Genomic DNA, 22,426 nt, shown 5'->3' with positions numbered 1-22,426 from the left:
GAAAGTGATTGGAACAATCTAATTTTGCAAAGTTAGTATCTATACTTGTAAAATTAATAACTTCTATTTTCTAAACAAATAAAAATAAAAAAAGACTTGATTTTCCTATAAAGAAAATCAAGTCTTTTTTTTATTACATACGTTTATCATGCCAGAAGTTTAATGGGAAATGTTCATCTTCTTGATAACTTTCCAGTTCATAACCTTTTTCTTTTAGACCTTTAATGATCCCAGGCACAGCTTTTACTGATTGTGGGTGAATATCATGCATTAACACGACCTCGATTGGATTTGTAGCACCAGCAAGAACATTTTGTACAATTTGCGCCGAGGCAGCATCTACTGGCATTTTATTATATCTCCAGTCTAAAGAGTCAATTGTCCAATCCCAAACCTTAAAACCACCTTCAGCAACTTTATTGCGGAGCGCTTCATTCAATCCTGGCATTGAGCCATATGGTGGACGTGTTAAGATAGGGGATTTTCCGATAATCGCAGCAATTAAACTTTGATCTTCTTTCATTTCATCCACATAATGTCCTTCAGTATATAGCTTTTTGTAGTTATGTGTCATACTGTGCATACCAACATAATGTCCTTCGGCTAATTCTTGTTTCACAAGATCTGGAAATGCTTTAACGTTTGCTCCAATTAGGAAAAATGTAGCTTTCGCATCTTCTTTTTTCAACATTTCTAATAGCTCAGCAGTGTACTTTCCAGGACCATCGTCAAATGTTAAGTAAGCAACTTTTCTAACTTGCCCGTTATATTGTTTTGGAGCTTCTTTCGGAGCTAGAGCAGTTTGAATTTCACTTACAAGTTGAACAGATTTTGTTTCATCTTCCGTACTTGCCCGAGCAATATGAGTTGGACCGTACATTGCTTCGTATAAAAATAATACCCCGACGCAAATTAACAATGCCCTTTTTACTAAGGTTGTCATTCGAATTCCATTGTGCATAGTTTTCCTTCTCTCTATAATAGTTCTACTCTACTATATTAGCAATTTTAGGTAGGTAAATGCAAAAAAAGATTTTTACAAGTACAAAAAAGTTTATAAAAAAGTATGCAAGATTTTGTTGTTTTTACTGTGATAATTATTCTTGCTTAGCAGGTTTTTGAGAATGAAAAGAGAAATGGACAAAAAACAGTAATGCGTTGGTTAAAAAATCTAAATTCTATAATTGTACATATGCGTTTTTAAAATGAAAAAGGTGTGATAAAAGTGAAAAAAATAGCTTGTTTACATGCCTATCATTCAAATATTGAATATATAGAAAGAGCATTTGAAGTATTGGAGGTAGAATTAATTCATTTTGTGGATCCCATCTTGTCGAGGAGGATAGAAAATGATAAGGGATTTGGAAGGGCTCAAGCTCAAAACAAGTTGAAAAATCAGCTGAAATGGATAGCAGAAAGTAATATAGATGCAGTTTTAAGAGAAGTGAATGTCAGTTCCATAGTTAATCAGTTTTAATTTTTTTGCTACTGCTTGTGAAGCAAAATTATCCCAAGAAGTGCTATAAAGAGGAATACGACCTTCCTCTTGTACGGCTTTCGCCCAAGCTGATACAACATTATAGCCATATCCTTTCCCTTGGAAGGACACTAATGTTTCTACACTTGCTTCAGCGGCTATAGTTGTATTTCTTGCACTACAGCATATAGAAGCAATCATTTCGTTTTCAAGAATTACAAAACAAGGTTGTCGCCATTTTAACTGATGTAATAAATTTGGAAAGCTGTATTGAAGAAGTTCTTTATTTGTCTCCGTAATCTTTATTGCTCGGATAGGATTATCTAGCTTATTTGGAAATACAAAAGCAGGCCCTATCCAGATTTTATGTATCGGCTGTTCTCCGCTTAGTATGTGCATAATTTTTGCTAAATCTATGTGATTAGGATGATTGGTAAATAATTCTTCAATCTCATTTGTTAGAACGTTGGGTAGATCAAAGCGATATCGTCTAATCGTACCATCTTTTGTATGACCAAGAAAAAAACGAGGTGCAACTGTGCTTTCAGGTTCGTTAATACTTGTTATTTTTCCAAATTGATTATGAGAAAATAAAACTTCAGTCTGAATAGACATTAATTCAAAATTCGAAAGCAATGTATCATTCACCCCTTATTCATTGCATATGTGTAATATTATATAACATAAAAATCAAAATTCCTTCTTTAGTTAGGTAAGATCTTTCATTGCATCTTTTTTTTTTTTTTGGTTTATTTAATTTCACATACCGTATTTAAAAATAAAAACTAGGAAAATAATAAATAATGTCGAATATATCGTAAGTGCGTATTTAAGGCAAGGAGAAATAACATAAAAACGAGGTGCCCAAATGATATTAGAAGAAGTCATGCATCAGCTTGAGGAATGTGGAACAGAACAAAATCGTAAAACATATAAGAACCATGGGGCAAAAGAGCCACTATTCGGTGTTAGTTTTGCAAACTTAAAACAATTAAAGAAGAAAATCAAAAAAGATCATGAATTAGCCATGTCATTATGGGAAACAAAAAATATGGATGCAATGACATTAGCTACAATGATTGTTGATCCAAAAAAATTTACGTCAGAGCAGTTGGATGAATGGGTACAAGAGGTTGATTATTATTGTTTGATGGATGTACTTATGTCAGCTGTAAGTTCGTCTCCAATTGCAATAGAGAAATTGAAAAAGTGGACACCATCTCAAGATGAATGGATTGGTAGAGCGGGTTGGTCTTTACTCGCTCATGTTGCTATAAAGGATAAATCGTTAGAAGATGAATTTTTCCTACCATTTTTAAAAGAAATTAAGGCTCATATACATACTGAAAAAAATCGAAAAAAAGAAGCAATGAATAGTGCACTTATTGCGATTGGAATTCGAAATGATGAGCTTGAGCAAAAAGCAATCACAATTGCACGTGAAATTGGAAAGGTTGATGTTGATCATGGTGCCACTTCATGTAAAACACCTGAAGCAGAGGCATATATTAAAAAAGCACGGGATAGAGAAAGAAATAAAAAAAGAAAATGAAAGAAGGAGAACAGCATGAAAGCAATTGACGCTGCACAAAAAATTATTGAATCACAATTTCCACATTGTGACGTCGCTTTATTAGGAGGAAGTATTGCAAGGGGAGAAGCGACAAAAACATCTGACCTTGATATTGTAATATTTGATGAAAGTCTATCTCATTGTTATCGTGAATCTTTTTTTAGCAATGGTTGGCCAGTTGAAGTGTTTGTACATACTTTTGAAACATATAAAGAATATTTTAGGAGTGACTGCAAGCGTGGGAGACCTAGTTTACCACAATTAGTTTCGGAAGGGATTATTTTAAAAGGGGAGGAAGGAATTGTAACTAGCTTAAAACTGGAAGCACGGCAATTATTAGATAAAGGTCCTGAAAAGTGGACAGAAGAACTTATCAGACAGAAGCGTTACTTTATTACCGATGTGCTAGATGATTTTATTGGTGCGACAAAGAGGGAAGAAGAATTGTTTATTGCTAATCTTCTGGCAGACTTAGTTCATGAATATGTCCTTAGAGTAAATGAACAATGGGTTGGAAATTCTAAATGGTTTATTAGGGTGTTAAGAAAATATGATGAATTATTTGCAGAGCAATTTGTTGAAGCTTTTGATCATTTTTATAAAACTGGAGAGAAGAAGAAACTTATTGCTTTTGTAGAGAACACTTTAGAAAACTATGGAGGCAGGTTGTTTGAAGGTTTTTCTATAGGGAAATAAAAGGGAGATGGAAAAATGAATGTACCAATTGTTCAATTAAGAGAACTTTCACTAGAAGATATAGAAGATCGATATCAATGGTCATTAGATAAAGAAGTAACAAAACATTTAGTTGTACCTGATCAATATCCACCGTTTACACGTGATGAGACAAAAAGATGGATTGAGATGTGTATGAATCGAGAAAATGGGTATGAACAACGAGCTATTGTTACTAGAGATGGTGTGCATATCGGCTGGGTCGATTTAAAAAACTTTGATACAACGAATAAAAATGCTGAATTAGGAATTGCAATTGGTAACAAAGAATATTGGGGGCGAAGATATGGTATTGCGGCCCTATACAGCATGTTACAAATTGGATTTTATGAATTTGGTCTAGAGAAAGTGTGGCTACGTGTTGATGCGGATAACATAAATGCGATAAAAAGTTATGAAAAGGCTGGGTTTGTTTGTGAAGGAATCATGAGAAATGATAGATTACGAGAAGGTGCATTTATTAATCGGTATCGTTTTAGTATGTTGAAAGAAGAATATGAAATTATTAATAAAAAAGTTTCGAACATATAATATTATTATGTAAACAAAAGTGGATTAAGTTTAGAAATTTAATGATATGAGAGGATGCATACAAATGATTCGAGTTTTATCAGACTTAGATGCAGTACAATATTGGAACTTACGCTTACAAGCACTACAAATGAATCCAGAATCATTCGTGACGACTTACGAAGAAGCGATGCAAAAAGAAAACCCTGTTGAGGAAGTTGTTCGAAATTTAAATTCAAAAACTAGTTACACATTCGGTGCTTTTAATAAAGAGAATCAACTAATGGGTGTAGTAACGTTACTAACGGAACAAAAAGCAGCATATAAGCATAAGGGGCATCTTGTTGCCATGTATGTAGATCATCAAAGTAGAGGGAAAGGCTTAGCAAAATGCTTAATTCGAGCGTTAATTGAAAAGGCAAGAGAACTAAAAATAGAGCAAATTAGTTTAGGGGTTGTTTCAGATAATGAAGCAGCAAAAAAATTGTATCAATCAATGAGTTTTACAACGTATGGGATAGAAAAAAAGGCACTAAAAATGAATGGCATATACCGCGATGATGAACATATGGTTTTATTTCTCTAAGCGTATATGATGTTTAAAAGTAAGAAGCGTATTGCTTTGTTTATCGTGTCAATTGTTTTGGTTGCTAGTGTACTGTATCAAGCTATTTGTGTAAATAATTATACGGAAGTACCTGGTAAGATAATTGAAGTTAACAATCATGATATGCACATTTTTGCAACAGGAAAACGTGAGGATAAACCAGTGATAGTTATTACAGCAGGAAGTGGAACGACTACACTGTATGCAGATTTTTATCCACTGTATAATAAGTTAGAAAAAGAAAATAGAGTAGTTGTGTATGAGCGACCTGGCTACGGATACAGTGAAAAAACAGAGAGAAGTAGGGATATTGATACAGTTGTAAGCGAATTGCATGCATTATTAATAGAGTCTGATGAGAAACCTCCCTTTATATTAGTAGGACATTCAATGGGAGCATTAGAAAGTATTCGTTATGCACAATTATATCCAAATGAAATTGAGGGATTAGTTTTTATCGATGGAATTAGTCCGGAATACGCACAGAATTTTGAAATGGATATAGGTATGAAAGTTAGTTGGCACACAATGAATACAGCTAAAAATATCGGCATATTGCGTACGTTATCATTGTTTGGAATCATGGATAACGTATTTATAGATATCCCTAATTTACCAAAAGAATTACAAGAACTTAAAATTTCAATGGCTCTTAAAAATACAAATAATCGAAATATGAAAGAAGAATTAGAGTGGATGAGTAGAAATGGTAAAAAGGTAATAGAACAAGGGGATCTAGGAACTCTGCCAGTATTGCAATTTTCCGCAACAAATAATGGATATGAAAATTGGGAGAAAACGCAGAATGAACTGTTAAAAATATCTTCAAGAACGGAACAGGTTATATTTCCAAATACAAAGCATTATATTCATCATGAAAAGGCACATGAGATCAATGAAAGGATTAAGAGTTGGATAGGAGAATTGCAGTGAAAGATTTATATGTAGAAAGGGATATGAACCCTCACGTTGCAGTGTTATATGCTACTGTAAGTGATACATTCAAAAGATTAAGAGAATTAGTAAAGGATGTAGGGAAAGAAGAACTACATTACAAAGGTTCTTCTAATGATGAAAATAACATTGGGCAGATTCTTCAACATCTAGCAGTTGTAGATTTACATTGGGTATATCGCTTGAAAGGTGCGCAAGTTCCACTATCATTACATGAAAAATATGGTCCTATACTTGATGAAAAAGGAGAATTACCTAATACAACAAAAGGTTCTTTGCGAGAAATCATGCGAGATTATGAAGATGTTCAAAATATGTTTTATGACGAATGTATGAAGCTAACAGAAGCAGACTTAACACGAGAAGTATATTATGAAGATGGTGAAACTGCTACGATTAGGTGGGGAATCTGGCATATAGCTGATCATAATCGGTATCATCAAGCTCATATAAGTCGATTGCGGAAATTGTACCGATATGATTCTAGATAAATGTACAAAGATATCACTTGTAGTATGAAATTTATTTTAAATTAATTGTGTTCTGTTATATAGTAGAAGAAAAAATGTATAAGGGGTTTTAGGATGAAAGCAATTGCAGCGGGGGTATTGGCATCGTTTTTCTTTGCCTTTACATTTATTTTAAACCGTGCGATGGATTTACAAGGCGGAAGCTGGATTTGGAGTGCATCGTTACGATATTACTTTATGGTTCCACTACTTTTAATTATTGTCATGTATAGAGGGAATTTAAAGCAACTCTTTCAATATATGAAAAGTAATCCGAAAGAGTGGTTGTTATGGAGTATTGTTGGCTTCGGTCTTTTTTACGCACCACTTAGTTTCGCAGGTGCATTTGGACCAGGATGGCTCGTTGCCTCAACATGGCAAATTACAATTATAGCAGGGATTTTATTAACACCATTATTTGCAACAAATTCGCTACATAAAAAAATTCCAATGAAAGAATTGATGATGTCTGCTGTCATATTATTAGGTGTGCTTCTTATGCAAGTGGAACATGCTTCTTCTTTAGGGATTCGTGAAACAGTTTTATGTGTGGTGCCCGTAATTGTAGCAGCATTTGCTTACCCGCTTGGAAATCGAAAAATGATGCAAGTATGTAAAGGAGAGTTAGATGTTTTTCAACGAGTTCTTGGAATGACACTCGCAAGTTTACCATTTTGGTTTTTGTTATCAGGCTATGAGGTTTCTACAAATGGATTACCATCAAGTGACCAAGTTTTTCAATGCTTCATCGTAGCAATTAGTTCTGGTTTAATTGCGACTGTATTATTTTTCTTTGCAACAGATCTTGTAAAGGATGATCCGCAGAAATTGGCAACAGTAGAAGCAACGCAGTCAGGTGAAGTTTTATTTGCATTACTCGGAGAATTAATCTGGCTATCTGCTCCATTTCCATCATCATTATCATGGATTGGAATGAGTTTAGTTGTTGTAGGAATGATTCTGCATAGTTATGTTGCAGTTGTTATGAAAAAGGAAGAAAAGATAACAGCATAAAAAATGAAAGATAGAAAAGGAATGGATTCGTAATTATAAGGGTCTGTTTTTTTTTGTTTCGTTTGAAAAATATGAATTGATGGAAACTAAAATTATATATTTTATCCACGTATGAAACTATTTTGATAAAATTATAATATAGTTGTTAGTAAAGGAAGTAGATTTTTAAGTTTTGGTCGATAAGAAGCAGTGACTTTACAAGCAATGGATTACTCTAAAGGGAGAGACATGAATGATGAATATGGAAAAAGATATGAACTTAACAAATAATAACAAGGATAATACCGTTACCTTATATATTACTAGACATGGAAAAACAATGTTAAACACTAGTGAACGTGTACAAGGCTGGGCAGATTCTCCATTAGTAGAGAAGGGCATTGAAATAGCGAAGGGTTTAGGAAATGGACTACAAGATATACCTTTTGTTGATGCGTATAGTAGTGATAGTGGCCGTGCAATTGAAACTGCTAACTTAGTACTAAAGTATAGTGGACAATCAAAGTTAAAATTTGAACAACGGAAAGATTTACGTGAATTGAATTTTGGGATTTTTGAAGGCGATAAGATTGAAAATATGTGGAAGGCTATGCAAGATACTGCTGGTGTTAAAGCAGTATCTGAATTAATGAAGTTCTCTATTAAAGAAATTACGAATTTCATTGCAGAAGCAGACACTACGAAACAAGCTGAAAATTGGGAAGTATTTTCAACTCGTATAAAAAAAGAAATCGATAAAATTAGTGAAGACACCGCTAAAGATGGAGGAGGTAACGTTTTAGTCGTATCTCATGGACTGATGATCACTACATTAGTAGAAATGCTTGATAGTAGTAAAACAAAAATGGGAGTAGAAAATGCAAGTGTCACTAAAATTCTCTATAAAGATGGGGCATATAAAGTCGAATCTGTTGGCGATATGAGTTATGCTGAAAAAGGAAGAGAAATTGTGGAATTATAAAAATGCGCGCATACAGTCTTGATAATGCTGTATGCGTGTTTTCATTATCTTTTGTATATACTAACTAAATGATAAAAATAATATGATATTTTAGTTTGTGTTACAAAGGAGCATATGAAAATGAATGAGAAGTATTATAAAGGTTTGATTATGAGACCTATTAAGGAAAGTGAAGTGGATCAGTTTTCAAACTTAATGAAATATGTGTTTCAAGTTTCTAAAAAGATGATTAATGATGAAGAAAAGATGGTACAAAAGAAAAGCCATCAATTAAAGCCAGGGACTGCATTAGGCTGGTTTGATCATGATAAATTAATTTCTCAAATTGTTGTTTTGCCATTCCAAATAAATATCCATGGTGTGATTTATGAAATGGGAGGAGTTACTGGAGTTGGTACATATCCAGAATATGCAGGGCATGGATTAATGAACTCATTAATGAAAGAAAGCTTAAAAACGATGAGAGAAAATGGACAATATATTTCTTATTTGTTCCCTTACTCGATTCCTTATTATCGCAAAAAAGGCTGGGAAATTATTTCTGATATCATCGAATACCAAATTAAAGATACACAGCTTCCTAAGTATCGTGGAAACATTAGTGGCCGAGTAAGGCGAGTTGAATTGAAAAGTAAAGAAAAAGAAAAAGTTTATGATGAGTTTGCTAGAAAAACAAATGGAGCGATGGTTCGAAATACACTTGCATGGGAAGAACGATTTCGTGAGGAAACAATTGATTTGCAATTAGCAATTTATTATACAGATGAAGATATTCCACATGGCTATTTATTTTATCGTGTCCTTGAAGAGAAGTTTTATATAGAAGAAATGATTTACTTAAATGAAGAGGCGAGAAGAGGGTTATGGAATTTCATTAGTGCACACTTTTCAATGGTGTATTATGTTAAAGGAAAGACATGCGTTCATGAACCGGTTGCTTTCTTACTTGAAGATAGTGAAATAAAACAGACAATCGCCCCTTACTATATGGGAAGAATTGTCGATGTAGTTGGTTTTCTGAAACAATATCCATTTAAACATGTAAAAAATGAAAAGCTAATTTTACATATAGATGATCCAATGTTGGAGTGGAATAAAGGGACTTTTTCTTTAAAGTGGGATTATGACAAACAATTACATATAACATATGAGAAAGAACCAAATAATATGGAGGGAATGTCCTTAACGATTCAAACATTAACAACTATGTTATTAAGTTATAAAAGCCCTGCATTTTTGTATGATATCGGAAGAATAAAAGGAAGTCATGAAATGATAGAGGTGCTTGAGAATTTAATTCCGGATTCACCGCCATGCTTTTTTGATTATTTTTAAACGATTGAAAGCCTTCTTCTAAAGTGAATACAAAAGGGGGCTTTTATCATATGTAGGTAATTCATACATGTTCAATTATTGCACCTTTAATGGGGCAAGAAAAATGTTACATGTTTACAGCAGTCGTTTCATCATTCCCTAGCTTTTTACGATACCACAGTTCACAAGGATACAATAATAGGTGGAAAAGCATATGAACAATGATAGCGGCAATTAAACCATTCGACCAGAATTGCCAGCCACAAAAAATACCTACCCACAAATTTCCTAATACAGCATAAGAATATAGCCATCTTGATTTTTTCATTCCTTTTACACCTAGAAAGTGTGTGACTGCAAATAGAATACTAGATAGGATAATTCCAAGAACTACAATAATCTGAGTGACAGCATGAAAAAAACTCATCAACGTGATGAAAAGTGACATAAGACCCCACCGGAAGATGATTTCTTCAACAACTCCGCCATATAGGACTCTGGCTCCTGATCCTACACTATGGCGCTGATGTTCAATTTGTAGAAACGTTTCTTTATCAATAACTTTTCTAAAGAATCCATAATATATAATAACGTGTCCGAAGGAGCAAATTACTCCAATTAGAACTGCTTCACCAATGTTGCTCGGTAAAATAATATTTCCATCTTGGATCTTTGATAAGAAAAATGCACCCATTCCGGAAAAAAGTAAAACGAGTAGAGTATGGATAAAAAGACTTAGGTAGATAGAGGGTGTTTCTGGAGTGTTTTCTAACTTTTTGTTTATTTTTTGTTCCGCTAAGCTCATTGTAACAATTCCTGGTATAGCAATGCTGAATACAAAGATCCAGTTGAACATATGGTTTCATCTCCCTTGAAAATAGACTAAGAAAGACCTTTTATGTATGTTGACGCTATGCAAAGTTGTGATAGTCTTTCATAATTCTTCTTTTTATAGACCGACCAGTCGGTTTTATTGTATAATATTTACCATAATAATACAAGTGTATATGGAGTAGTGCTATGGTTCAGTTGTCTAGGATACATAAGTCAGTATGAACAGAATTTTTTAGGAGGTCTCTTTGGCGTTTGGATTAAAAATTAAGAAAAATATGATAATATATTGATGAGATTTAAAATTCAATTTGATAGTTTATAAGCGTAGAGAGAACCTTATGGGGGAGTAATCATGAAAATAAACGACATTGTGGCAGAAACGCAATTACCAAATACAATTGAAACTGTATCGAATGATTTACAGGCATTAGGACTTAAAACAGGAATGACAGTGATCGTCCATTCTTCTTTGAGCTCAATTGGCTGGGTATCTGGTGGGGCCGTCGCCGTAGTTGAAGCTTTAATGAATGTAATTACTGAAGAAGGTACGATTATCATGCCAACTCAAACGTCGGATTTGTCTGATCCGAAAAACTGGCTAAGGCCACCCGTTCCAGAAAACTGGTGGCAAATTATTCGAGACAATGTTCCAGCGTTTCATCCGGATATAACTCCAACACGCGCGATGGGGAAAGTTGTAGAATGTTTTCGTACATATCCAAATGTAAAACGTAGTAAGCATCCGTTAAATAGTTTTGCTGCATGGGGGAAACATGCGGAGGCTATTATAGCGGAGCATTCACTTTCAATTAGTTTTGGAGAGTACTCACCACTAAAGAAAATATATGATTTAGATGGATATGTATTGTTGATAGGTGTAGGCTACGATTCTAATACATCGATTCACTTATCTGAAATACGTACAGGTGCACGTGAATTGGTGAAAGTGGGGGCGCCTATTATAGAAAACGGTGTCAGAGTATGGAAAGAGTTCGATGAAATGGACTATGATTCTGACTTGTTTGTTGAGATTGGAAAAGAGTTTGAACATATAAACGCTGTAACAATTGGTAAAGTGGGAAATGCAACGTGTAGATTAATGAAACAACGAGAAATTGTTGACTTTGGTGTACAATGGTTTCGTTCGAAAAATAAGTAAGGGATGGTTATGATGAAGGGGAAAAAGATTTTAATTACGAGTGGTGGCTGTTTAGAAAAATGGGATCAAGTACGTGGTCATACGAATTTAGCAAAAGGTACAATCGGAAAAATTCTTGCTGAAGAAGCGATGTCAAAAGGAGCACATGTCATATACTTACATGGTTATTTTGCTGAAAAACCGAATGCTACAAATAGCGAATTAGAATTACATCCATTTGAAGGTATTATTGATTTACAAGATAAAATGAAAAGTATCATTACACATGAGAAAATCGATGCTGTGATTATGGCGGCAGCTGGATCGGATTGGATTGTTGATAAAATTTGTGATCAAGAAGGAAATGAACTTGATAAGAATGGGAAGATTTCGAGTGATATAGCACCAATCGTTCATTTTCAAAAGGCACCTAAAATATTAAAACAAATTAAACAATGGGATCCGGAAACGATTTTAGTTGGATTTAAACTTGAAAGCGATGTCACAGAAGCTGGATTAATCCAACGAGCAAGTGAAAGAATGGAACAGGCAAAAGCAAATCTGATGATAGCAAATTCTCCGCATTCACTGTATTCACATGCAGCCATTCATCATGTGATTGGAGAAGATGGCAATGTTTGGGTTTGTGAAGGGAAAGATGAAACAGCGAAAGAGATTGTAAACAGGTTAGAAGATTTGTGTAATCGTGTAAACGAAATAAGTATTGGTCATATGTAAATAGAAGGAGGAGCTTATGCTTTTTAAAAATATAAAAGTTATTGTATTAGATTTAGATGGCACATTATTAAATAACGAAAAGAAGGTATCAGAGAGAAATATAAAAGCGGTTATGGATTGCCATAGAAAAGGTATACATATCATTTTTGCGACAGCAAGAGCTCCTCGTTCTGTAAAGCAGTTTCTTCCCAAGGAATTACAGAATATTGGCATGATGGTGTATTACAATGGCGCTCTATTACGGGATCAAATAACAAAAATGAATTACCATTACCCAATTGATGCTATGTATACCGCAGAAATTATCAATTTTGTTACGCAGAAGGAACCTGATTCTTTCATCGCTATTGAGGTGGAAGATACATGTTACATTAATCAAAATATAAAAACAAATTTTATAACAGCAACAAAGCCTATTGTGATTACAAATGAAGAAATGAAGCAACGCTCTGTATCTAAAATACTGTTACACTCGTTTTCTCATCATGAGAAATTAGAAGAACAATTTCGACATAAAGTAAATGTAATTTGTACAGATCAAAATCAGCTTGTCCAAATTATGGGGCATAATGTTTCGAAAGAGAATGCTGTGTTAAATTGGTGCCAAAGGCAAGAGATAAGTGCAGAGCAAGTCATGGTATTTGGTGATGATTGGAATGATATCGGTTTGTTCCAAGAATGTGGTTATCCAATTGCAATGGAAAATGCAATTTCAGAGTTAAAAGAATTAGCATATTATATTACGGATAGTAATGAAGAGCATGGTGTAGCATCTATTCTGGATCAAATAAGGAGCGATGCAGGTGAAACAGTTATTTGAGCAAGCGATTCAATTTCGGAATGAAAAAAAATATGCACAAGCAAGGGACATACTCATTGGGTTAACTAACTTTACTCAAAATCCAGAAGTCCTCTATGAATGCGCTTGTATACATGATGTAATGGGACTTGAAACAGAAGCTGTTCCATTTTACGAAAAAGCAATTGTAAATGGACTTAAAGGAGAATCATTATGTGGGGCATATATTGGACTCGGTAGCACATATCGCTGTATTGGTCAATATAATAAAGCGATTGTTACGTTAGAAGCTGGAATCAAACAGTTTCCAGACAATGATACCATGAAAGTATTTCTTTCCATTGCCAAATATAACATTAAAGAATATGAAGAAGCAATGAAATTATTGCTTGAAACTGTTGTAAAACTAGAAGGTGTAAAAGAGTATGAACGAGCTATTTTGTTCTATAAAGATCATCTTAATGAGATTTTTAAATAAAAAGGTGGGATTATATGAGTAAATCCATTTCACGTAAAAGAAGAAATATTTCGATTGGTTTTATAGCTTTAATTGTAATATCAAATTATCTAGCATATACACTTCCTATTGTACCCGCTGTACCGAAGGAAATGGTGTTAGGGTCCTTGTTAGATTTTCTTATTGTCATTCCAGTCATTACGTATTTCTTTATTATACGTAAACGCTATTCGTTAACTTATATATTTCCAGTTGTAATAGCAGGCTATATTGCCGCAAGATTTGTTATTCCAAGCGATTATTTACAGTCGTTTTCGTTTGTTTCTTATATTTTAGTGGCAGGAGAAATTGCGTTTATAGGTTTAGAGTTATTTATGCTGTATAAGATTGCTAGAGCTTTGCCTACGGTTATACGATGTTATAAACAATATAAGAACGAATATCCATCATTCTCCTTTGCAATTGATAAAGCCTTTGATACTGTGTTGAAAAGAAATACTGTAGTAGATGTTATTGTTTCGGAATGTAAATTATTTTACTACGCTTTATTTTCGTGGCGTACAAAGATGCCGGAAAGTCAGCATGTTTTTTCATATCATAAAAAGACCGGAGCAATCCCGTTTTATATTATGCTGATTCACGCAACATTAATTGAATCAATTGGATTTCATTATTTACTTCATCAGTGGAATGAGGTAGTTGCTTGGGGCTTACTTATTGTAAATATATATGGAATTCTTTATTTTTTAGCTGAGATACAAGCAATTCGTACGAATCCATATATGATGACGGAAATGGAAGTAATTATCCAAGTTGGATTTGGGAAGAAAATCATAATCCCATTTACTCAAATAAAGGAGATTACATTTTATAAAGGCGAGGTATTAACGAAGGAAGAAGGAAAAGAAGTATTCGAAGCAACGGTAATGGAATTTATAAAGGAACCGGCTACTTTTGAAATAAAATTAAAAGAGCCGTTAACAGCGCAGTTATTATATGGGTTTACCAAAAAGGTGAATCGTGTACATGTAAATGTGGATGATGAGCGGGAATTTTATGAAGCGATTGTTGGAAAACTAGTGCAAGATGGAGAATAAAAGAATAGGAATCAGTAAAACCGGCAAGCGAGAGACTTGCCGGTTTTCATCGTAAAAGATTAGAAAATATGATAAAATTAAGAGGTAACTTATGGTATGGTTGGTTGTTCAATTATCACTTCTCCGGATAGAAGGGAGGTGATAATAAATGAGTGAAATTGCGTTGTTACTGCAAGGTGGATTATTTCTCGTTGCATTGTTAACGTTTGTTGTCGTATTAATTGACAAGCTCAAAAAATAACAACCCACCTATGCCAATAGAATGTGGGTTGTCTCGTTTGTAAGAAACAAATAGGATAAATGAACAATCCAATCTGCTAAGTTACATAGACTGGTGTGTAGCCGCACACTAGTCTTTTTTATTTATATACAATTTATAATTGTTTTATGTGATTGTATTGTTCTTTTCATACTCATTATAGCATAGTGTCTTTTCATCAAGAAAGGAGACCGTATGTTCTGGTTTGTAATTAGATATGAGTTTTTGGGCTTTTTTGTTTAAATAACTTATCCATGTATTGTTTTAAATTCTCAATATAGAATTCTTGTTTTTCTATATCATTCACTCCAACAATTGGAGATGGAAGTTGATATTTTTTTCTAGAAAGATGGACAACAACATCAAAAATATCAAATAGACGAATGAAGCAGAATAGACCATCTTTGTCACTTAATAAAATAAAGTAGTGATTATCGCTAGTTGTATTGAGGGTATTCCACAATGAACTTTTACTTAGATCACGAACAATGCTTCGTTCTTTTAATTCGATAAAGTCAACATTCGATATAATAGTAGAAATATCAATCGCATCTGGATCATTAAAATAACCGTCAATTGTATGTACTGCGAATGTATAAGCCATTTTTAAGATACTCATTTTATATTTACGGTTATCTAAAAGTAATTCACGTTGAATTGAGCTTGCTACTTTTGTTACGCGCTCTTCTTTCCAAATTTCATTATGCAATGAAATATCATGTTTTTTACATAGTTTCATAATTAATTCATTAGAATAGTATATTTCATCGTTTGTTTCAACTTCTTCAGTTTCTGCCGCAGCTAATTCTTGACCATATTCATTCGTATAAAGAGGAGAATCAATTTGTTGCTTCATTTGTTCGATTTTATATTGAATCAATTTATGCCGAATTAATGGTCGATCCACGTTTATTGTGAGATGTTCATAACAAGTATCACAAATTGAATTTGTAAAATAATGTCCACATAAAATCTCTGGGATAACATGTTGTTCACTAAGTTCTTTCGTTTCTTTTCTGCAAATAATACATTGCGTCATATTTATCACCTTTTACCCTGCAAATTTGTATGTAATCTCATTGTAGTGTATTTATTCGCATTTTGGAACATTGAAGGTGAAAATAGCATGTAAAATTCATGGATGTTTTGATACAATATAGGGAAGTGCTAGTTTAAAGGAGGACGTTTTTTTGAAATCGAAAGTGCACTTTTGGACATTAGAAGTGCTAATGGTTGTAGGAATTATATTTATTTGCACAAAAATATCATTTTTATTTCAACCGATTGGCATATTCATTTCCACTTTATTTTTCCCGATTTTAATCGCTATGTTTTTATATTTCATCTTTAATCCAGTGTTAGTGTTTTTAGAGGCGAAAAAAGTTCCTAGAAGTTTAGCGATATTGTTGTTATATGTTTTTATCATTACACTGGCAGCAGTTGCAATTGGTGTAGTCGTTCCAACGATTTCACAGCAGCTAATGGACCTAGTGAAAAACATGCCAACATATATTAAAGAGGGGAAAGTATACATACAAGAATTATCTCATCATAGGCTATTTGAATGGCTGGCTACACAAGATTATGTATCAATTGAAACGATTGAAAAAAACGCAATTGAGTATTTAAAAGAGATACCCAATACAATAACGTCGAGTGCAACGGCTTTATTCGGTATTATTACAAACGTTGCATTAGTCGTATTTACAGTACCATTTATCTTGTTTTACATGTTTAAAGATGGTCATGCATTTCCAGGAAAAGCTGTTAGTTTTTTACCAGAATCGTATCGTGAAGAAGGACTTCGTATTATAAAAGAAACAGGTGAAACGTTGTCTGCCTATATTCAGGGGCAAGCGCTCGTTTGTTTATTCGTCGGTGCATTTACATTTATCGGATATGTCATCATGGATTTGCCATATGCTTTTGTTTTAGGTATTATAGCGGCATTTACAAATATTATCCCGAATTTAGGACCTTTTATTGGGGCAGCACCAGCTGTAATTGTTGGATTATTTGTATCTCCAATGCAAGCATTCTGGGTAATTGTTATCGTAACAATTGTACAACAATTTGAGAGTAACATCATTTCACCGCGTATTATGAGTTCGAAATTAAATATCCATCCTTTAACAATTATTGTGTTAATTCTTGGTGTAGGTAATTTCGCGGGTATTGTTGGGATGATTTTAGCAGTACCAGCTTACGCTGTGACAAAAACAGTTGTTTCAAACTTGGTGAGATTATTTAAGATGAAAAGAAATAATCGGAAATAAAAAGAATTCATATGAATCAAGAAGGATACATTGCTTGTTAAGCGATGTATCTTTTTTGATTTTATAGAGGGGAGGTATCACGAGTGGCGTATTACCAAAAGAAGACTATGAGAAAGTGATAGCTTTTGTTCATTCCTGATCAAAATGGGAAGATCAAGAAGAAAAATATTTTCTACATGATGACGCCAGTATTCATAATTTTTTGTTTCATCATGAAGTGTTGAATGGAATTATTGATCCTTCGCCGATGGTGGGGTCATTATTTTATGATTTTACATACGCATTTTGTTCCTCACCAAATAATCTAGACACAGAGACGTTATTTACGGCATTTTCGCAATTGAACGATTTGAAGGTTGAAAACTCAAGATTAATAGAAGAGGGAATTGCACAAGTATATACCCGCATTGGGGTGGGGGCTGTGCGAAAGTTCATCCGCATGATTTAAAAGATTACTTGAAGACGTGGGAATACTAGAGAAAATTACTACCTTGTTATAAATGAGGATGAAAGTTAACTTTAGGTATCACAATAAAAACACCTAGTTTTAAATGGAAATTAGGCGTTTTTATTGTGTGATTTTTTCGTGTTTATTTGAAAAAAATAGCCTTTTAAAATATCATACATTGGACTATGTGGAATCCCTCTCAATAATCCAAATCATTTCTTTACAACGCGCCATTAACATCTTAATCCTCTCCTCTCATAAGATTTAAATCGCATCATTATAGATGTGTATAATATTTGCTTCTACGATCTCGAATGTCATCCATAATCTTTTTATATTGCTGTTCTTGCACAATTTCAGCTTCAGATAACCGCATCTTTTGAATGCTAATCGTTAAAAAGAAAACATGAAATTTCATAAATGAATTCCTCCTTTCGTAAAGGAATTATAGGTGACTACAATAAGGGACTTGACGTTCTTTCACTTCATCCATAGCATTTTGAATGTGTTGATCGTGTAACATTTCGAACTCGGAAAATTTGTTTTTGTGAATTGTAATAGTTAAAAAGAAAACTTGGAATTTCATAAGGTGATTGCTCCTTTTTATATAAATTTTTAGTACATATCGTTGTAATAAGAAACTTGACGTTCTTTCACTTCATCCATCATTTTTTTGATTTGCTGTTCTTGTAAAATTTCAGTTTCAGAGACTTTACTTTTGTGAACAGTAATGGTTAAAAAGAATACTCGAAATTTCATCAGAAGATTGCTCCTTTTATAAATTAATTTTTAATACATTTGATTATAATAAGAACTCTTGCGATCTTTTACTTCGTCCGTAATCGCTTTTAATTGTTGTTTACGTAAAATCTCAGTTTCAGATAAAGATTTTTTCTGAAGAGCAAACGTAAAAAAGAAAATATGAATCGTCATAAATGAATTCCTCCTTTCGTAAAGGAATTACAGGTGACTACTGTAAGGACATTGACGCTCCTTTATGTCATTCATAGTCTTTTGAATGTGTTGATCGTGTAACATTTCAACTTCAGATAATTGCTTTCGTTGGATTGTAATACTGAAAAAAAGTACGTGAAAAGTCATTGAATATTTGCTCCTTCCGAAAAGAAATAGTGTTAGAGATTAAAAAATCGCACAAAAAAGCCACAGGAAGATATAATTCTCCTGTGACAGGCATGAAAAAGCCACAGGAAAGTATACGACCTCCTGTGGCGAATTTGCTAATTAAAGAAAATACCGAACGATTTTCAATTCTCCATTAGGGTGGTCGAATTCATATTTAATTGTAAAATAGATGCAACATGTAATTGTAATTTCATCATTTTATTCGACCTCCTTTTAGAATTTTTTTCTTACGTTAGTAAGTATATACAATTAATGGATAATTGTAAACATAAAAAATGAAAATTTTTAATTTTGATTAAAATGCGTATGTTTTGAAAGGAAGTTTTGATAAGGTATTGAGCATACAAGTTATCATCTAGGACAGGTAGTAGATCGAACAAAATTATTAAAGGGAAAGAAGTTTGATTTTTGTCAAAATGGTTTGAATGAAAAGAACTTGAGGTTCAGTATAGAAAATACAACGGTTTTATAAAGAAGTATCATTCTTTAAGGTATGATACTTCTTTTTTGCGAAAAAATTATGGAAAAATATTGAATGGAAATATATTCTTGTGATATGGTTAATTGCATAAGTAATGAACCTATGAACCTAAGGGGGAAGGTATGAAACAATCTCTTGAACAAAATAAGTTAATATACATACAAATTGCAGAAACCATTGAGTCGGATATTTTAAAGGGAATACTGCTTGAAGAAGAAAAGGTTCCGTCAACAAATCAATTTGCAAAATTGCTGCAAATCAATCCGGCGACAGCGGCGAAAGGAGTAAATTTGTTAGTCGATGAAGGTATTTTATATAAAAAGAGAGGGATTGGGATGTTTGTTGCAAAGGGAGCGAAGGAAGTGGTACTAAAGAAGCGACAAAGTGCTTTTAGGAATGAATTTTTGCCTAAAGTGTGGAAGGAAGCGGAGGTACTTGAAATCTCTAAAGAAGAGCTAATCAAAATGATTCAAATGGTTACAAAGGAGGGAAAAGAATGACAATTGTAGTGAAAACTGAAGAATTGACAAAACAATATAAGAAAAAGATGGCTATAAATGGATTAACCTTTTCATTGGAAGAGCATAAGATATATGGTTTGCTTGGTAGAAATGGAGCGGGGAAAACAACGCTACTTCACCTTCTTACTGGACAAATCGTTTCAAGTAAAGGTAGTGTATCAATATTTAATGAAAATGTGTATGAAAATAGTCATGCATTACAAAATATTTGTTTTGTAAAAGTGAAAGAAGAGATTTATTCGAATTATAAAGTGAAAGAAATTTTTAAGTTATGTAACATGTTTTATAAAAATTGGGATCAGAAGTTTGCGGAGGAACTTGCAGTAAAGTTTCAAATAGATGTAAACCAAAAGTACGATAAATTATCACATGGCATGCAGACTGTTGTCGGAATCATTAAAGGATTAGCAAGTAGGGCACCTATTACCATTTTTGATGAGCCGACTACCGGTTTGGATGCAGCGCACCGAGAATTATTTTACAGTATGTTGTTAGAAGACTATGGCAATCATCCCCGAACAATTATTTTATCAACGCATTTAGTAGAAGAGGTAGCGCATGTTGTAGAAGATGTGCTGATTTTGAAAGAAGGAGAAGTAGTTGTTCAATCAGCAGTTGAAGATTTATTACAGCAAGGCCATTACATATCAGGGCGAAAAGATAAAGTGGATGAATTTATGATAAATAAAAATGTTGTATACCGAGAATTGTTTGGAAATAAAAGGATTGGTGTTATATGGGGAGAGCTTTCTAAAGAAGACTATAAATATCTTGAAAGTGAAGAGTTAGAAATTGAGGGAGTGTCGCTTCAGAAATTATTTATTTATATAACGGATGGTGACGTAAAGTGAAGATGCTAATGAATCAGTTGAAATTACACATTAATTATCATTATAAAGCTATTTTAATATTTTGGATTGTAGCGTTAATCATAAAAGGTTCAACGAGTTTAATAGATATAAAAGATATACGAGTTGGCTTTTTACAAGATGTTTTCAACAATCCTTCTATTGCCATTATATTTTTTATTGTAGTGAGCACTTTCTTTATACAGCTAGATGTATTTCGCTTAGCTGTTTCGTTTGGGACAACAAGGTTACAGTTTTTCATTGGATCAGTTTGTTATATTGCTTTACAATCAGCGCTTTTTTCACTGTTTCAAATGGTTTTCTTACAGGACTTATTTTATCGTGTGGAAAGTGCTAGTTTGATAGGAGGTTCAATTGAGCAGTTTTTTGTACAGTTTTTACTTTATGTTACTATAGCGAGTCTTTTTCAAGGAATTGTTATTTTTCAGCAGAGATTTAACTGGATTGGATGTGGAGTTGGTTCAATCTTTTTTATAGGCTTAACAAGCGTATGTTATGACAGTGGACTAAAATTGACCCTTACAAAAACTGAAGTTTTGATGAATATACCTTCGTTCATAATCATTTCCAGTGGGCTAATTGTGTTTTACTTTGTGATTAGTGGCATATGTATTCGAAAAATTTCTTTAGAACAAACGGTTTAATAAATTGTATAGCAGTGTTAGATAAAATATTTTAGGAGAGAAGGCAAACATATGGGAGATACATCTTCGTTAATAACGATGTTTTTATGTATTGCATTATTGATTTTATGGCGGCGTTATCGCTCTATGCATAGACCGATAAAGGGAAATGGTAAGCGAATTTTATTACCATTGCTTTTTTTATCACCAGGAATTTTAATGTTTTTTGGTCCTATTCATCCGGCTGCAGTATACATTGGCTTTGCGATGTTATTTGGAATTCTTTTCGCGATTCCACTTATTATACTTACAAATTATGAGAGAAGAGAAGATGGGAATGTCTATACGAAGAAAAGTGTAGCTTTTCTCATTACTTTTATTGGGATTGTAATTTTAAGGTACGTTTCTAGGCAATATATAATTGATTTGGATCAGCAAACGATAGGGTTATTGTTTTATGTTGTTGCGATTTCTTATATAGTTCCATGGAGAATTGCTTGTTATATGAAGTTTAGAAAAGTTTTTTGTGCAGTTTCATAGAGCTGAGTTTTTTTGTTTCGTTGGAGGGAGGGTGGAGAGTGCGTACTATTTTACTTTTTCTAGGTTAGGCGCAAATAGATGAAATTGAAGCAATTAGAAAAAAGCACGATCCTTTATTTGGATTCATTCAACCACATATTACACTTGTGTTTCCTTTTGAAAGTGCACTTTCTAATGATGAACTAAGAGCGCATATAGCCCGGAAATTGCAAGGGATTCATCCAATAGAAATTGAGCTTATTGATCGAATAAGTCATGAAGGTGAGTACTTGTTCTTACATGTTGAAAAGGGAAGGGAACAGGTAAGGGAGTTACATGATGAGTTATACAAAGGGCCTTTGACGGAATTTTTGCGAAGTGATATACCTTATATACCACACGTTACAGTTGGACGAAAAGAAAATGAACAACGGGCAATAAAAATCGCAGAGAAGATGCTGAAATTAAGCACGCGATTGCAATGTATAATTGAAAAAGTAAGTGTTGAACGTATTGGAGAAGACGGAGAATCAATAATAGAATTTGAAGTGGAACTTCCAAAATAAAAAG

At 33.3% G+C, this 22,426-nt stretch carries 32 protein-coding genes; 23 read left to right on the top strand and 9 right to left on the bottom strand.

Annotation, left to right across the window (positions count from 1 at the left end; translation table 11 throughout):
* Positions 1–133: 133 nt before the first annotated feature.
* A complete protein-coding gene (locus tag C568_RS0102535; RefSeq protein WP_006095137.1) occupies positions 134–961 on the bottom strand; it encodes a peptidoglycan-N-acetylglucosamine deacetylase in 828 nt (275 codons plus the stop codon).
* Between the two features lie 264 nt (positions 962–1,225).
* Here C568_RS0102535 and C568_RS0102530 point away from each other — a divergent pair, with 264 nt between their 5' ends.
* Positions 1,226–1,477, top strand: a complete 252-nt coding sequence (locus C568_RS0102530; protein ID WP_018780698.1) for a hypothetical protein — start codon at positions 1,226–1,228, stop codon at positions 1,475–1,477.
* Here C568_RS0102530 and C568_RS0102525 read toward each other — a convergent pair.
* Positions 1,436–2,092: a GNAT family N-acetyltransferase gene (locus C568_RS0102525; RefSeq protein WP_033794340.1), complete on the bottom strand. Its 657-nt coding sequence runs from the start codon at positions 2,090–2,092 to the stop codon at positions 1,436–1,438. The two genes, C568_RS0102530 and C568_RS0102525, sit on opposite strands and share 42 nt — an antisense overlap.
* Before the next feature lie 253 nt (positions 2,093–2,345).
* On the opposite strand from C568_RS0102525, the gene C568_RS0102520 reads away from it, so the two are divergent.
* The 9 genes from C568_RS0102520 to C568_RS0102480 all read left to right on the top strand — a co-directional run bounded on the left by C568_RS0102520 (position 2,346) and on the right by C568_RS0102480 (position 9,675).
* On the top strand, positions 2,346–3,029 hold the full coding sequence (locus tag C568_RS0102520) for a DNA alkylation repair protein (RefSeq protein ID WP_018780696.1): 684 nt from the start codon (positions 2,346–2,348) through the stop codon (positions 3,027–3,029).
* A 15-nt stretch (positions 3,030–3,044) separates the two neighbouring features.
* Positions 3,045–3,746 carry a nucleotidyltransferase domain-containing protein gene (locus C568_RS0102515; RefSeq protein WP_018780695.1) on the top strand — a complete coding sequence of 234 codons (702 nt, stop codon included), beginning with the start codon at positions 3,045–3,047 and terminating at the stop codon, positions 3,744–3,746.
* Between the two features lie 15 nt (positions 3,747–3,761).
* Positions 3,762–4,316 (top strand): GNAT family N-acetyltransferase, encoded by a 555-nt coding sequence (locus C568_RS0102510; RefSeq protein ID WP_018780694.1) that lies wholly within the window; start codon positions 3,762–3,764, stop codon positions 4,314–4,316.
* Between the two features lie 64 nt (positions 4,317–4,380).
* Positions 4,381–4,881 (top strand): GNAT family N-acetyltransferase, encoded by a 501-nt coding sequence (locus C568_RS0102505; RefSeq protein ID WP_018765729.1) that lies wholly within the window; start codon positions 4,381–4,383, stop codon positions 4,879–4,881.
* Between the two features lie 9 nt (positions 4,882–4,890).
* On the top strand, positions 4,891–5,835 hold the full coding sequence (locus C568_RS0102500; RefSeq protein WP_029426847.1) for an alpha/beta fold hydrolase: 945 nt from the start codon (positions 4,891–4,893) through the stop codon (positions 5,833–5,835).
* Positions 5,832–6,347 (top strand): DinB family protein, encoded by a 516-nt coding sequence (locus C568_RS0102495; protein WP_018780692.1) that lies wholly within the window; start codon positions 5,832–5,834, stop codon positions 6,345–6,347. The genes C568_RS0102500 and C568_RS0102495 overlap by 4 nt, the downstream gene beginning before the upstream one ends.
* A gap of 93 nt (positions 6,348–6,440) precedes the next feature.
* The gene (locus tag C568_RS0102490) at positions 6,441–7,379 is read left to right on the top strand and encodes a DMT family transporter (RefSeq protein WP_006095128.1); all 939 of its coding nucleotides are present in this window, start codon (positions 6,441–6,443) and stop codon (positions 7,377–7,379) included.
* A 232-nt stretch (positions 7,380–7,611) separates the two neighbouring features.
* The gene (locus C568_RS0102485; RefSeq protein ID WP_018780691.1) at positions 7,612–8,340 is read left to right on the top strand and encodes a histidine phosphatase family protein; all 729 of its coding nucleotides are present in this window, start codon (positions 7,612–7,614) and stop codon (positions 8,338–8,340) included.
* Positions 8,341–8,460: 120 nt separating this feature from the next.
* Positions 8,461–9,675 (top strand): GNAT family N-acetyltransferase, encoded by a 1,215-nt coding sequence (locus tag C568_RS0102480; RefSeq protein WP_018780690.1) that lies wholly within the window; start codon positions 8,461–8,463, stop codon positions 9,673–9,675.
* 106 nt (positions 9,676–9,781) lie between these two features.
* Here C568_RS0102480 and C568_RS0102475 read toward each other — a convergent pair whose 3' ends face one another.
* Entirely contained in the window at positions 9,782–10,510 is a 729-nt protein-coding gene (locus tag C568_RS0102475; RefSeq protein ID WP_018780689.1) for a CPBP family intramembrane glutamic endopeptidase, read from the bottom strand.
* Positions 10,511–10,840: 330 nt separating this feature from the next.
* Between C568_RS0102475 and C568_RS0102470 the strand changes: the two genes are divergently transcribed.
* The 6 genes from C568_RS0102470 (at position 10,841) to C568_RS35140 (ending at position 14,958) form a co-directional block, all read left to right on the top strand.
* The gene (locus tag C568_RS0102470; protein ID WP_018780688.1) at positions 10,841–11,647 is read left to right on the top strand and encodes an aminoglycoside N(3)-acetyltransferase; all 807 of its coding nucleotides are present in this window, start codon (positions 10,841–10,843) and stop codon (positions 11,645–11,647) included.
* 3 nt (positions 11,648–11,650) lie between these two features.
* Entirely contained in the window at positions 11,651–12,364 is a 714-nt protein-coding gene (locus C568_RS0102465; RefSeq protein WP_003198137.1) for a phosphopantothenoylcysteine decarboxylase domain-containing protein, read from the top strand.
* A gap of 16 nt (positions 12,365–12,380) precedes the next feature.
* Entirely contained in the window at positions 12,381–13,184 is an 804-nt protein-coding gene (locus C568_RS0102460) for a Cof-type HAD-IIB family hydrolase (RefSeq protein ID WP_018780686.1), read from the top strand.
* Positions 13,168–13,641 (top strand): tetratricopeptide repeat protein, encoded by a 474-nt coding sequence (locus tag C568_RS0102455; protein ID WP_018765719.1) that lies wholly within the window; start codon positions 13,168–13,170, stop codon positions 13,639–13,641. Before C568_RS0102460 ends, C568_RS0102455 begins: the two co-directional genes overlap by 17 nt.
* A gap of 14 nt (positions 13,642–13,655) precedes the next feature.
* Positions 13,656–14,717, top strand: a complete 1,062-nt coding sequence (locus C568_RS0102450) for a hypothetical protein (protein WP_018780685.1) — start codon at positions 13,656–13,658, stop codon at positions 14,715–14,717.
* A 148-nt stretch (positions 14,718–14,865) separates the two neighbouring features.
* Positions 14,866–14,958 (top strand): putative holin-like toxin, encoded by a 93-nt coding sequence (locus C568_RS35140; protein ID WP_001289320.1) that lies wholly within the window; start codon positions 14,866–14,868, stop codon positions 14,956–14,958.
* A 229-nt stretch (positions 14,959–15,187) separates the two neighbouring features.
* Here the strand turns inward: C568_RS35140 and C568_RS0102440 are convergent, their stop codons facing one another.
* The gene (locus C568_RS0102440) at positions 15,188–16,015 is read right to left on the bottom strand and encodes an HNH endonuclease (RefSeq protein ID WP_018765717.1); all 828 of its coding nucleotides are present in this window, start codon (positions 16,013–16,015) and stop codon (positions 15,188–15,190) included.
* Positions 16,016–16,166: 151 nt separating this feature from the next.
* Here C568_RS0102440 and C568_RS0102435 point away from each other — a divergent pair, with 151 nt between their 5' ends.
* Together C568_RS0102435 and C568_RS35135 are read left to right on the top strand one after the other, a co-directional pair.
* Complete coding sequence (locus C568_RS0102435; RefSeq protein ID WP_018780684.1) at positions 16,167–17,252, top strand: AI-2E family transporter; 1,086 nt, start codon at positions 16,167–16,169, stop codon at positions 17,250–17,252.
* A gap of 202 nt (positions 17,253–17,454) precedes the next feature.
* A complete protein-coding gene (locus C568_RS35135; protein ID WP_006095119.1) occupies positions 17,455–17,700 on the top strand; it encodes a hypothetical protein in 246 nt (81 codons plus the stop codon).
* A 277-nt stretch (positions 17,701–17,977) separates the two neighbouring features.
* Here the strand turns inward: C568_RS35135 and C568_RS0102430 are convergent, their stop codons facing one another.
* From C568_RS0102430 to C568_RS0102410, 5 genes are read right to left on the bottom strand one after another with little or no spacing between them, the layout of a single operon-like run.
* Positions 17,978–18,118 carry a YrzI family small protein gene (locus C568_RS0102430; protein WP_006095118.1) on the bottom strand — a complete coding sequence of 47 codons (141 nt, stop codon included), beginning with the start codon at positions 18,116–18,118 and terminating at the stop codon, positions 17,978–17,980.
* Positions 18,119–18,145: 27 nt separating this feature from the next.
* Positions 18,146–18,286 (bottom strand): YrzI family small protein, encoded by a 141-nt coding sequence (locus C568_RS0102425; protein ID WP_006095117.1) that lies wholly within the window; start codon positions 18,284–18,286, stop codon positions 18,146–18,148.
* Positions 18,287–18,315: 29 nt separating this feature from the next.
* Positions 18,316–18,459: a YrzI family small protein gene (locus tag C568_RS0102420; RefSeq protein ID WP_006095116.1), complete on the bottom strand. Its 144-nt coding sequence runs from the start codon at positions 18,457–18,459 to the stop codon at positions 18,316–18,318.
* A 30-nt stretch (positions 18,460–18,489) separates the two neighbouring features.
* Positions 18,490–18,633 (bottom strand): YrzI family small protein, encoded by a 144-nt coding sequence (locus tag C568_RS0102415; protein WP_003198152.1) that lies wholly within the window; start codon positions 18,631–18,633, stop codon positions 18,490–18,492.
* Positions 18,634–18,660: 27 nt separating this feature from the next.
* The gene (locus C568_RS0102410; protein WP_016115192.1) at positions 18,661–18,801 is read right to left on the bottom strand and encodes a YrzI family small protein; all 141 of its coding nucleotides are present in this window, start codon (positions 18,799–18,801) and stop codon (positions 18,661–18,663) included.
* 645 nt (positions 18,802–19,446) lie between these two features.
* Between C568_RS0102410 and C568_RS0102405 the strand changes: the two genes are divergently transcribed.
* From C568_RS0102405 to C568_RS31695, 5 genes are all read left to right on the top strand, one after another.
* Positions 19,447–19,824 carry a GntR family transcriptional regulator gene (locus C568_RS0102405; protein WP_006095115.1) on the top strand — a complete coding sequence of 126 codons (378 nt, stop codon included), beginning with the start codon at positions 19,447–19,449 and terminating at the stop codon, positions 19,822–19,824.
* A complete protein-coding gene (locus tag C568_RS0102400) occupies positions 19,821–20,696 on the top strand; it encodes an ABC transporter ATP-binding protein (RefSeq protein ID WP_018780683.1) in 876 nt (291 codons plus the stop codon). Before C568_RS0102405 ends, C568_RS0102400 begins: the two co-directional genes overlap by 4 nt.
* A 2-nt stretch (positions 20,697–20,698) precedes the next feature.
* Positions 20,699–21,358 carry a DUF4052 family protein gene (locus tag C568_RS0102395; protein WP_033794338.1) on the top strand — a complete coding sequence of 220 codons (660 nt, stop codon included), beginning with the start codon at positions 20,699–20,701 and terminating at the stop codon, positions 21,356–21,358.
* A gap of 51 nt (positions 21,359–21,409) precedes the next feature.
* Entirely contained in the window at positions 21,410–21,877 is a 468-nt protein-coding gene (locus C568_RS0102390) for a CcdC family protein (protein WP_018780681.1), read from the top strand.
* Between the two features lie 74 nt (positions 21,878–21,951).
* Positions 21,952–22,422, top strand: coding sequence for a 2'-5' RNA ligase family protein (locus tag C568_RS31695; RefSeq protein ID WP_029426844.1), 471 nt, complete (start codon positions 21,952–21,954; stop codon positions 22,420–22,422).
* Positions 22,423–22,426: the final 4 nt, after the last annotated feature.

The organism is Bacillus sp. 95MFCvi2.1, from assembly GCF_000374965.1.
Taxonomy (GTDB): domain Bacteria; phylum Bacillota; class Bacilli; order Bacillales; family Bacillaceae_G; genus Bacillus_A; species Bacillus_A pseudomycoides.
The sequence above is the reverse complement of the archived record's forward strand: the minus strand, read 5'-3'. Positions and strand labels throughout refer to the sequence as shown.